This window comes from Stenotrophomonas rhizophila (genome assembly GCF_020857975.1).
Lineage (GTDB): Bacteria > Pseudomonadota > Gammaproteobacteria > Xanthomonadales > Xanthomonadaceae > Stenotrophomonas > Stenotrophomonas rhizophila_C.
On record NZ_JACWUO010000018.1, the window covers coordinates 68,739 to 79,397 of the forward strand.

The 10,659-nt window shown below is 70.6% G+C and carries 10 protein-coding genes and 1 tRNA gene; 6 read left to right on the top strand and 5 right to left on the bottom strand.

Annotated features, from left to right (window positions below; genetic code table 11):
* Positions 1 to 54: 54 nt before the first annotated feature.
* Positions 55 to 627 (top strand): Maf family protein, encoded by a 573-nt coding sequence (locus IC535_RS15350; protein WP_228886726.1) that lies wholly within the window; start codon positions 55 to 57, stop codon positions 625 to 627.
* A gap of 18 nt (positions 628 to 645) precedes the next feature.
* On the opposite strand, the gene IC535_RS15355 is transcribed toward IC535_RS15350, so the two are convergent.
* Entirely contained in the window at positions 646 to 2,487 is a 1,842-nt protein-coding gene (locus IC535_RS15355) for an ArnT family glycosyltransferase (protein ID WP_228886725.1), read from the bottom strand.
* Between the two features lie 40 nt (positions 2,488 to 2,527).
* Between IC535_RS15355 and IC535_RS15360 the strand changes: the two genes are divergently transcribed.
* The 4 genes from IC535_RS15360 to IC535_RS15375 are packed head-to-tail and all read left to right on the top strand — an operon-like array spanning position 2,528 to position 6,903.
* Positions 2,528 to 3,481 (top strand): AAA family ATPase, encoded by a 954-nt coding sequence (locus IC535_RS15360; RefSeq protein ID WP_429000391.1) that lies wholly within the window; start codon positions 2,528 to 2,530, stop codon positions 3,479 to 3,481.
* Entirely contained in the window at positions 3,481 to 4,440 is a 960-nt protein-coding gene (locus IC535_RS15365; protein ID WP_228886723.1) for a DUF58 domain-containing protein, read from the top strand. The genes IC535_RS15360 and IC535_RS15365 overlap by 1 nt, the downstream gene beginning before the upstream one ends.
* The gene (locus tag IC535_RS15370) at positions 4,433 to 6,382 is read left to right on the top strand and encodes a transglutaminase TgpA family protein (protein ID WP_228886722.1); all 1,950 of its coding nucleotides are present in this window, start codon (positions 4,433 to 4,435) and stop codon (positions 6,380 to 6,382) included. Before IC535_RS15365 ends, IC535_RS15370 begins: the two co-directional genes overlap by 8 nt.
* The gene (locus IC535_RS15375; RefSeq protein WP_228886721.1) at positions 6,379 to 6,903 is read left to right on the top strand and encodes a Slp family lipoprotein; all 525 of its coding nucleotides are present in this window, start codon (positions 6,379 to 6,381) and stop codon (positions 6,901 to 6,903) included. Before IC535_RS15370 ends, IC535_RS15375 begins: the two co-directional genes overlap by 4 nt.
* An 85-nt stretch (positions 6,904 to 6,988) precedes the next feature.
* Here IC535_RS15375 and IC535_RS15380 read toward each other — a convergent pair whose 3' ends face one another.
* The 4 genes from IC535_RS15380 to dnaX form a co-directional block, all read right to left on the bottom strand.
* Positions 6,989 to 7,348 carry a histidine triad nucleotide-binding protein gene (locus IC535_RS15380; RefSeq protein WP_228886720.1) on the bottom strand — a complete coding sequence of 120 codons (360 nt, stop codon included), beginning with the start codon at positions 7,346 to 7,348 and terminating at the stop codon, positions 6,989 to 6,991.
* Positions 7,349 to 7,394: 46 nt separating this feature from the next.
* A complete protein-coding gene (gene recR / locus IC535_RS15385) occupies positions 7,395 to 7,994 on the bottom strand; it encodes a recombination mediator RecR (protein WP_228886719.1) in 600 nt (199 codons plus the stop codon).
* Between the two features lie 97 nt (positions 7,995 to 8,091).
* A complete protein-coding gene (locus IC535_RS15390; RefSeq protein ID WP_228886718.1) occupies positions 8,092 to 8,412 on the bottom strand; it encodes a YbaB/EbfC family nucleoid-associated protein in 321 nt (106 codons plus the stop codon).
* Positions 8,413 to 8,418: 6 nt separating this feature from the next.
* Positions 8,419 to 10,374: a DNA polymerase III subunit gamma/tau gene (gene dnaX, locus IC535_RS15395; protein WP_228886717.1), complete on the bottom strand. Its 1,956-nt coding sequence runs from the start codon at positions 10,372 to 10,374 to the stop codon at positions 8,419 to 8,421.
* A 146-nt stretch (positions 10,375 to 10,520) separates the two neighbouring features.
* Here dnaX and IC535_RS15400 point away from each other — a divergent pair.
* A tRNA-Ser gene (locus IC535_RS15400) sits at positions 10,521 to 10,613 on the top strand.
* Positions 10,614 to 10,659 lie beyond the last annotated feature (46 nt).

Genomic DNA, 10,659 nt, shown 5'->3' on the forward strand with positions numbered 1-10,659 from the left:
CGATCCCCGCCCGCAGGGCCCAGACTGCCGGCCTTCCGTGCCCGGTATTGTCGCATGACCCCGCTGCTGCTTGCCTCCACCTCCCGCTACCGCCGTGAACTGCTGGAACGGCTCGGCCTGCCGCTGGACACCGCCCGCCCCGAGGTGGACGAGGCACCCGGCCCCGGCGAGGCCCCGCGGGCCGTGGCGGTACGCCTGGCGCGGGCCAAGGCCGAGGCGGTGGCCCGCCTGCATCCGGGGCGCTGGGTGATCGGCTCGGACCAGGTCGCCGAGCTGAACGGCGCGCCACTGGGCAAGCCGGGCACCGTCGCCGGTGCCCACGCGCAGCTGGCGGCGATGTCCGGGCAGGTGGTCGACTTCCACACCGCGGTGAGCCTGGTCCGCGACGGTGAAGTGCTGGAAACCTGCGATCTCACCCGGGTGCACTTCCGCTCCCTGGAGCGCGCCGAGATCGAACGCTACGTGGCCGCCGAGCAGCCGCTGGACTGCGCCGGCAGCTTCAAGTGCGAAGGCCTGGGGATCAGCCTGTTCGAGGCCATCGACAACCGCGACCCGACCGCCCTGATCGGGCTGCCGCTGATCGCACTGGGCCAGTTGCTGCGCCAGGCCGGCTACCGACTGCCCTGAGTCCTGCCGCCGACGCGCTCAGCGCGCCGGCACCACCAACGGCTGCTCCGGCCAGGATTCCACGCTGCCATCGCGGCCGTAGAGGTTCAGCCCCAGCCAATGCCGGCCCGGGGCCAGCGCAGCGGTGTCGATGCGCGCATCGAAGCCGACGTTGGGGTGCTGCGGGTCGGAGGAGATCGCCCAGAACCGGGTGATGTCGTAGCTGCGCCCATAGGCCGCCTCGGCCACCGGCCGGCCATCGACCAGCACCTCCACCCGCGCCAGCCCCACCCCGTCCTTGAACGCCCAGCCACGCACGTCGAGCATTCCCGCCGCGCGCGCATCGGGCAACGGGGTATCGATCCAGGCCATCGCCGGGGTCACGCACGGCCCCTGCGCGCGTTCGGCCGGCAGCTTGAACAGCAGGAAACGCTGGTAACCATGGTCGTTGCTGACCACCCGCGGCGGCGGCAGCGGTCCCACCTGCGCGCATACCGCGTGGTAGCGCGCCAGCAGGTCGCGGTAACGCTGGTCGCTGGGCGAGAGCACCAGCAGCAGCGGCGCATCGCGCCGGCCGTCGTGCAGCAGGCCCCACAGGCCCAGCTGCGCGCTGCGCCCATGTTTGTCGTTGAGCGGGTGGCGCAGCACCTGGATGGACGGATCGCGCAGCTGGAAGCCCAGCTCGGCGCCCACCTTGAAATTGCCGGCCAGCACCCGGCTGCCGGCCGGCATCGTCGCCAGTTCTTCGCGTACCGCCGTGGCCAACGGCTGCCAGCCGGCGAAATTGCGCGGGTAGTACTTGTCCCCGGCCAGCTGCTCGCGCAACGCCGGGGCGGAGGCCATCAGGTAGTAGCAAAACGCCAGCGCCAGCCCGGTCCCGGCCAGCCACCAGCCGGTGCGGCGCAACCAGCGCGGCCAGCCGTTGAGCACCACCGGCACGGCCACCAGCAACGCCAGATAGCCCGGCAACGGCCAGTGGAAACTGATCCGCTCTACATCGGTGAAGAAGCCCAGCGCGAAGATCGCCACGGTCGATACCGCACCGACCAGGCCGAAATAGCGCCACTGCGCCCGCGCGCCACCGCCGGAACGGGTGCCGGCCAGCGCCACCTTCCACATCGCCATGCACAGGATCGGGGTGACCAGCATCGGCTGGATCACCAGGAACCACAGCCCGCTCCACTGGAACGCCCAGGGATGGCGCTCCACCACCTGGAATTTCAGCCCGGCATCATGGTTGTCGGCGTTCCACGACAACAGCGGCAGCCACGCCAGCACCCCCACCGCCAACGCCACCCAGACCCGCGGGTCGCGCAGCATGCGCCGCCCCTGCGGCAGCAGCAGCAACGCGATGAAACCGACCACGATCACGCCGATGAAACGGTAGTGGCTGAGCGCGCCGATCATCAGCCCCAGCGCCAGCTTCACCGCCGCGGCGGCATCGACGGTGCGCAGCAGGCGCGCCCCGGCATCCAGGCACAGCACCGCGGCCAGCGCCATCGGTACATCCGGCACCGCCAGGATGCCCAGCGTGCCCGACAACGGCATCAGCAGGGTCAGGCTGCCGGCCTGCCAGCCGGCCACCGCGCCGAACCAGCGCGTGGCGATACGCGACACCAGCCACGGCAGCGCCGCACCGATGGCCAGGAACGGCAGCCGCTGGGCCAGCACATGCGCCCCGCCGATCTCCACGCCCAGCCGCGACAACCAGGCGGTCAGCCCGGGCAGGTCCGAATAGGCCGCCGCCAGGTGCTGGCCTTCCTGCCAGTAGAACGCTTCGTCCACGAACAGGGGCAGACGCGCGGCAATCACCAGCTTGACGGCGGTGATCAGCGTCCACAACAGCAGGAAAATTGTGCGTGCGCGTTGTTCGCCCTGCATTGCTCTATAGAATCGAAGGAATCATCGACACGAGACGGACATGCAAACCTCGCCCCACGTGCCAGCCATGCTAACCGATGTAGTGCGACAGGCCCTCCGCAGCGCCCAGGACCAGGTCAACGGGCTGGTGCTGGGTAAGGCGCATGAAGTCCGCCTTGCGTTTGTCGCCCTGCTGTCCGGTGGCCATCTGCTGATCGAGGACCTGCCCGGGCTGGGCAAGACCACCCTGGCCCATGCCCTGGCCTCCAGCCTCGGCCTGAGCTTCCAGCGCGTGCAGTTCACCTCCGACCTGTTGCCGGCCGATGTGCTCGGCGTCTCGGTCTATGACGCCGGCAGCCGCCAGTTCCAGTTCCATCCCGGCCCGGTGTTCACCCATGTGCTACTGGCCGACGAGATCAACCGTGCGCCGCCGCGCACGCAGAGCGCCCTGCTCGAAGCGATGGCCGAACAGCAGGTGACCCTGGACGGCACCACCCACCCGCTGCCCGATCCGTTCTTCGTGATCGCCACCCAGAACCCGGTGGACCTGTCGGGCACCTTCCCGCTGCCCGATTCGCAGCTGGACCGGTTCCTGCTGCGGCTGGCGCTGGGCTACCCCAATGCCGAGTCCGAACGCGAACTGCTGCGCGGCACCGACCGCCGCCACCTGATCGCCCAGGCCACGCCGTGCCTGGACGATGCACAGGTGCGCGCCCTGCGCGACGCGGTGGGCCAGGTGCACGCCAGCGAAGCGTTGATCCATTACGTGCAGGCACTGCTGACCCGCAGCCGCCAACACGCCGGCGTGCGCGTCGGGCTGTCGCCGCGCGCCGGGCTGGCGCTGCTGCGCGCGGCCAAGGCGCACGCGCTGCTGCTGGGCCGCGCGCATGTGGTGCCCGAGGACGTACAGACCCTGTTCGTGGCCGTCGCCGGCCACCGCCTGGTGCCCGAGGCCGAAGCCAGCAACGGCCCGGCGCTGGCCCGCGCGATCCTCCAGACCGTGCCGGTGGACTGATGGCACGCCGCGGCTGGGGAGCCCGCTGGCAGAAGCTGCAGCTGTTGGCGCGACCGCGCCAACCCGAACCCTTGCCGCGCCGGCTCGACCGGCGCCGCATCTATGTGCTGCCCACCCGCTTCGGCCTGTTCATGGCCGCGCTGCTGGCGGTGATGCTGCTGGGCGCGCTGAACTACAACAACAATCCGGCGCTGCTGCTGGCCCTGCTGCTGGCCACCGTGGCGATCGCCAGCACCATCAGCGCGCACCTGCAGTTGTCGGCCTTGCAGATCGATGCGGTGTCGGCCGAACCGGTCACCGCCGGCCAGCCGATGCGCCTGCGCATCAGCCTGTCGCGCGCCGATGCGCGCCCCCGGCGCGGCTTGGAACTGCAGCACGAAGATGCCGTCGCGTTTGGCCACCTGGTCGACAGCGACCAGATCGAAGTGGACCTGCCGGTGCCCACCGTGCGACGCGGCTGGCGCGACCTGGCGCGGATCCGGATCTCCACCACCCAACCCCTGGGGCTGGTGCGGGCCTGGTCATGGGTGTGGCCCGATACGCCGCTGCTGGTCTACGCCGCGCCCGCCGCCCAGGCCCCACCGCTGCCGGAAAGCGGCGGCGATCCGTTGCACACCCGCGTCCATGCCAGCGGCGATGAACTGCACCAGCTGCGCCCCTACCGCGCCGGCGACCCGCCGCGCAGCATCGCCTGGAAGCACTCGGCACGGCGCGACACGCTGCTGGTGCGCGACTACGAAAAACCGGTCGGGGTCGATGTGCTGCTGGACTGGCGGCAACTGGCGCCGCTGCCCACCGAAACCCGGATCGCGCAGCTGGCGCGCTGGGTCGACCTGGCCGAACGCGACGGCCGCCGCTACACCCTGCAGCTGCCCGGGCAACCGGTGCTCGGCCCGGCCAACGGCAGCGCCCACCACCACCTCTGCCAACGCGCCCTGGCGCTGATGCCGCATGGCTGAACCGACCACCCCCGAACTCAACCCCAGCGCGCGCGGCTGGACCCTGGCCAGTGCCGCGCTGGGCCTGCTGCCGCTGCTGCTGCAGCTGCCCGGACAACTGGCCGCGGTCATCGCGCTGGTTGCGGTACTGACCGCGCTGGCCGCGCGCCAGCGCGTGCTGGCCGCCCCGCTGCGGCTGCTGCTGGTGCTGGGCATGCTGGCGGCGATCTACTGGCAGATGGGCGTCCGTCCTGGCCGCGACACCGGTTGCGCGCTGCTGGCGGCGATGCTGGCGCTCAAGTCCAGCGAGCTGCGCAGCCTGCGCGATGCACGCAGCCTGCTCGGCTTCGCCCTGTTCGCCCCGTTCTCCGCGTTCCTGCTCGACCAGGGGCCGCTGACCATGGGCCTGGCGGTGCTGGCTGCGCTCAGCGCGCTGCTGGCGCTGCAGCGGCTGGCCCATGCCGAAGGCCAGGCCACCAGCCCGGGCCTGGGCGGCCAGCTGCGCGGCGTCGGCCGGCTGGTGGCGCTGGGCCTGCCGCTGGCGCTGGCCGGGTTCTGGCTGTTCCCGCGCCTGAGCGAGCCGCTGTGGGGCATTCCCGAACGCGCGGTCGGCAAGCCGGGCCTGTCCGACCGGATGGAGCCGGGCCAGTGGCTGGACCTGATGGCCGACGACACCCCGGCCCTGCGCGTGCAGTTCTTCGGTGCGGTGCCGCCGGCCGAACAACGCTACTGGCGTGGCCCGGTGATGACCCACTTCGATGGACGGGTGTGGGAGCAGGAACGCCGCAGCCGCCAGCGGCCGCTACCGGCGGTCCGCCGTGCCGGGCCGCAGTGGGACTACCAGATCGATTACGAATCCACCGACCGGCGCCAGCTGGTGGCCCTGGACCTGCCGCTGCAGGCCCCGCCCGGCAGCGAACTGGATGGCGACTACAGCCTGCGCAGCCGCGACAGCCTGACCGCGCTGACCCGCTGGCGCCTGCAGTCGGCCGCACCACTGGCCTATGCCGATGAGCTCGGGGCCTACCAGCGCCAGCAGGCTCTGCAGCTGCCGGCCGGGCTCAACCCGCGCACCGCGCAGTTGGCCCGGCAGTGGCGGCGCGAGGCCGGCGGCGACGATGCGGCGATCGTGGCCCGCGCCCTGGACTGGGTGCGCTCCCGCTTCACCTACACCCTGAGCACCCCGCTGCCCGGCCGCGACGGCGTGGACGAGTTCCTGTTCGACCAGCAGGCCGGCTTCTGCCAGCACTTCAGTTCCTCCTTCGTGGTGCTGATGCGCAACGCCGGCATTCCTGCCCGGGTGGTGACCGGCTTCGCCGGCGGCAGCCGCAACCGCTATGGCGACTACTGGGTGGTGCGGCGCATGGACGCCCACGCCTGGGCCGAGGTGTGGCTGCCCGGGCGCGGCTGGGTGCGCGTGGACCCGACCGCCGCAGTGGCCCCCGAGCGCATCCTGGACACCCTGGAAGACCGCCTGGGCGACGCCGGGGCAACTACCCTGGAAGGCCGCTGGATGCAGCTGGGCCAGGCCGCCGACTGGCTGCGCCGCGGCTGGAACGACCTGGTGCTGTCCTTCGACGCCAACCGCCAGCAGCAGCTGCTGCGCCCGTTGGGCATCGACAAGCTCGAGCCGGCCCAGCTGATCCTGGTTTTCGTGCTCTTCGCACTGGCTGCGCTAGGCTGGATGGGCTGGCTGCTGGCCCGTGGCGAACGCGAGCGCGACCGGCTGCTGCGCGCCTGGCACCGGCTGGGCCGGCGCTACGCCCGGCTGGGCCTGGCCCGCGACAGCGCCGAGACCGCCGGCGACTGGGCCCAGCGGGTACACAGGCAACGCCCCGACCCGGCGCTGCTGTCGCTCAGCCTCCGTTTCGTCCAGGCGCGCTACGCTGGCGCTGACGTCGACCTCACTTCATTATTGCGCGACCTGCGCAGGCATCGCCCGTCCTCCGGAGCATCCCCATGAAGATCCAGATTCTGCTTCCCCTCGCCGCCTCGCTCGCGCTGGCCGCCTGCGCGACCGCACCCAAACCGCTGCAAGGCCAGTTCAGCATGGTCAGCCCGCGCGACGCGGTGCCCACCCAGCAGGTGGGCACGCCGGTGCGCTGGGGCGGCCGCGTCATCGAGACCAACCCGGCCCAAGGCCAGACCTGCTTCCAGATGATCTCGCGCCCGCTCAACGGCAGCGGCCGCCCGAGCACCACCTCGGCCGATGCCAGCGACGGCCGCTTCATCGCCTGCCGTGCCGGCTTCTACGACCCGGCCGTGTTCGAACCCGGCCGCGATGTGACCTTCATCGGCAAGATCGCCGGGTACGAAAACACCCGCATCGGCGAATACGACTACCGCCTGCCCAAGCTGGAGGCCGACGTGATCTACCTGTGGCCCGAACAGCGCCAGGTCGACGTGATCCCGGCCTACCCGTACGGCCCGTGGGGTCCAGGCTGGGGCCCGGGCTGGGGCTACCGCGGCTGGGGTTGGTGGTAGGTACCGACCGTTGGTCGGTATGCGTAGATAAAAAAACGCCGCCCCAGGGCGGCGTTTTTCATGGGCGATCAAACCGCGCGCACCCTCACCCGTTCGGCGTGCCGAAATGCCCCAGCGGCGCGCCGGCCAGCAGATGCAGGTGGATGTGGAACACGGTCTGCCCCGCATGCTCGCGGCAGTTCATCACGATGCGGTAGCCGTCCTGCGCAAACCCCTGGTCGCGCGCATACCCGGCCGCGGCCAGCGCCAACTTGCCGATCAGGTGTGCCTGCGACGGCTGCACATCGTCCAGGGTCGGGATCACTTCGTTCTTCGGAATAAAGAGAACATGCACCGGCGCCTGCGGGGCGATGTCCTTGAAGCCCAGCACCTCCTCGTCCTCGTAGACGATGGTGGCGGGGATTTCGCGGCGGATGATCTTGCCGAACAGGGTGTCTTGGCTCATGGGGCACCAGTGTGAACGTTGGAGTGGGAGAGTAGCGCGCGCCGGGTCATTCCTGGACTTCGGTACGCGTACCGAACGCATGGGACAGCGTACCGCGGTCCACGTACTCCAGCTCGCCCCCCAGCGGCAGCCCCTGGGCCAGGCGGCTGGGGCGCACCTTGTGCGCGCGTGCGAGCTGCGCCAGGTAATGCGCGGTGGCCTCGCCCTCGACCGTGGCGCTGGTGGCGATGATCAGTTCCTGCACCTCGCCCTGCTGCAGCCGTGCACCCAGCTGGTCCAGGCCCAGCTCGCGCGGGCCGATCCCGTCCAGCGGCGACAGCCGCCCCTGCAGCACGAAGTACACCCCGCGGAAGCCGGTGGCGTGTTCGATCGCCAGGCGGTCGGCCGGCGACTCCACCGCGCACAACTGCTGGCGTTCGCGGCTGCCGTTGGCGCAGACCGCGCAGATCTCGCTCTCACTGAAATCGCGGCACTGCACGCAATGCCCGATCCGCTCGATCGCCTTGGCCAGCACCTCGGCCAGCTTCTGCCCGCCTTCGCGTTCGCGCTCGAGCACGTGGTAGGCCATGCGCTGGGCCGTCTTCTGGCCCACGCCCGGCAGCACGCGGAAAGCCTCGATCAGTTGTTCGAGCAGGGGCAGGCTCATGGCGGTGTGCTCATCTGGAAACAAACGCGCGAAGCCGGCATGGCTTCGCGTCGCGGTCGGCAGCGGGGCGCCGGGCAGGCCCGACGCGGACGCTGGCTCAGAACGGCAGCTTCATGCCCGGCGGCAGCTGCATGCCGGCGGTGGCCGAGCCCATGCGGTTCTTCGACTCGGCGTCGATCTTGTTGGAGGCGTCGTTGAACGCGGCCGCCACCAGGTCTTCGGTCATTTCCGCATCGCCGAGGATCGACGGGTCGATGCGCACCTTGCGGCATTCCTTGGCGCCGGTCAGGGTCACACTGACCATGCCGCCGCCGGCGGTGCCGGTGACTTCCAGCTTGGCGAGTTCTTCCTGGGCCTTCTGCAGGTTTTCCTGCATCTTCTGGGCCTGCTGCATCAGTTGGGCGATGTTGCCGCGCATGTCGTTCTACTCATCAAAGGGACGGATGGAATCGGCCACCACCCGGGCGCCGTGCTGCTGAATCAGCACCTGCACCTGCGGGTCGGCCATGAAGGCGGTTTCTGCCGCCTGTTGTCGCTCGCCACGCTGGCGGTCCGAACGCTGGTGCAGCGTTTCGGCCTCGGCGTCGCCATGTTCGATCACGATGCGCGGCAGCTGGCCCAACGGCGCCGACAGCGCCTCGGCCAGGGCCGCCAGCGAACGGTCCGAACACAGGTATTCAAATCCGGGCGATACCGCCAGTTTCAAGACGCCGTGCTGAAAACCGATGAACGCCGCATGGGCGGCCAGCTGCCGCGACGGGCCGCTGAGCTGGCTCTGGGCGACCAGTTCCAGCCAAGCCTCCGGCGTGGCCAAGGCGGCCGGCGCCTGTCCAGATGCGGCCGACGGGGCGATGGCGATGCCCTGCGGGCGCGCGGCCGGCGGGGCGGCGGCAACCGGCGCAGGCGCCGCAGCAACCGGGCGGGCCGGCGGGGCCTCCCACGGCGCCACCATGGCCGCGTCCGGGCTGGCCATTTCCGCCGCCAGGGCCTCGTCGCGGTCTTCGGCGCCATGCTGGTGCCACGGCGGCAGATCGTCGTCTGCCGTCGGCGTGACCACCGGAGCCAGGGCGGGCTTGGCCACTTCGGCGATGTGGGCCGGCGGGGCAACCACCGGCGCGGCCACTGCGACCACGGGAGCCGCTGCAGCCACCACGGCGACAGCCGGGGCCGGAGCTGCCATCGCAGCCGGCGCGGCCACCACCGCAGGCGCGGCGGCCAGGCCGCTGCCCTGCGCAGGAGTGCCCGTGCCACTGTTCACCCCGGTGCCGGTGTCCGGATCGCGCGGCACCGGCGGCACGGCAGCGGCCGGACGGAACGCCAGCATGCGCAGCACGGCCATTTCAAAACCGGCGCGCGGGCTCGGTGCCAGGTACAGGTCGCGACGGCCACCCAGGGCCATCTGGTACCACAGCTGCACCACTTCCGGGCGCAGGCGCTGGGCGAAGGCGGCCGCATCGATGCCCTCCCCGTCGCCCGGCGCGCCCGGCACCAGCTGCTGCACCTGGATCCGGTGCAGCGCCTCGGCCAGGGCTTCGAGCACCCCGCTCCAGTCCGGCGAGAACTCGGCCAATGCCGCCACCACCTGCAGCAGGCGCACCCCATCGCCGTCGGCCAGGGCCTCGAGCATGGCCGCCACCTGGGTCCGGTCGACCGTGCCCAGCATGGTGCGCACCACGTCCTCGCGCAGCGCACCGCCGGCATAGGCGATGGCCTGGTCGAGCAGCGACAGACCATCGCGCAGGCTGCCGTCGGCGGCCTTGGCCAGCTGCACGATCGCCGTCGGGTCCGACTCGATCTCCTCGGCGGCCAGGATCCGGGTCATCTGGCCCTGGATCTGCTCCTCGTCCAGCCGCTTCAGGTTGAACTGCAGGCAGCGCGACAGCACCGTCACCGGCAACTTCTGCGGGTCGGTGGTGGCCAGCAGGAACTTCACGTGCTCCGGCGGCTCTTCCAGCGTCTTCAGCAGCGCATTGAACGCCGCCTTGGACAGCATGTGCACTTCGTCGATCAGGTAGACCTTGTACTTGCCACGCGAGGGCATGTACTGGGCGTTCTCGATCACCTCGCGCACGTCGTCCACACCGGTATTGGACGCGGCATCGATCTCGAGCAGGTCGATGTAGCGCCCCGAATCGATATCCAGGCAGGCCGGGCACTGGCCGCACGGGTCGGCGCTGGTGCCCTGCTCGCAGTTCAGCGACTTGGCGAAGATACGCGCGATGGTGGTCTTGCCCACCCCGCGGGTACCGGTAAACAGGAATGCGTGGTGCACCCGGCCGCTGTCCAGCGCATTGCTGAGCGCACGGACCACGTGTTCCTGGCCCACCAGCTCGGCAAAACGCTTCGGACGCCACTTGCGGGCAAGGACGAGATAGGACATCAGGCCACCGTCTTCATCGGGATGTCCATTGTGCCATGCCTGTCCAGCCCCCCAGGCCTCCCCGCGCCCTGCTCGCCTACCGCTTGTGCGATCGCCATTCCCCCGCTAGAATCTGCGCCCCTGCAGCGGGTTATCGCAGCAGGTCCGGAGAGGTGTCCGAGCGGTTGAAGGAGCACGCCTGGAAAGTGTGTAAGCGTCTAAACCGCGCTTCGGGGGTTCGAATCCCCCTCTCTCCGCCAGACAAACGCAAAAAGGCCGCCCAATGGGCGGCCTTTTTGAGATCGG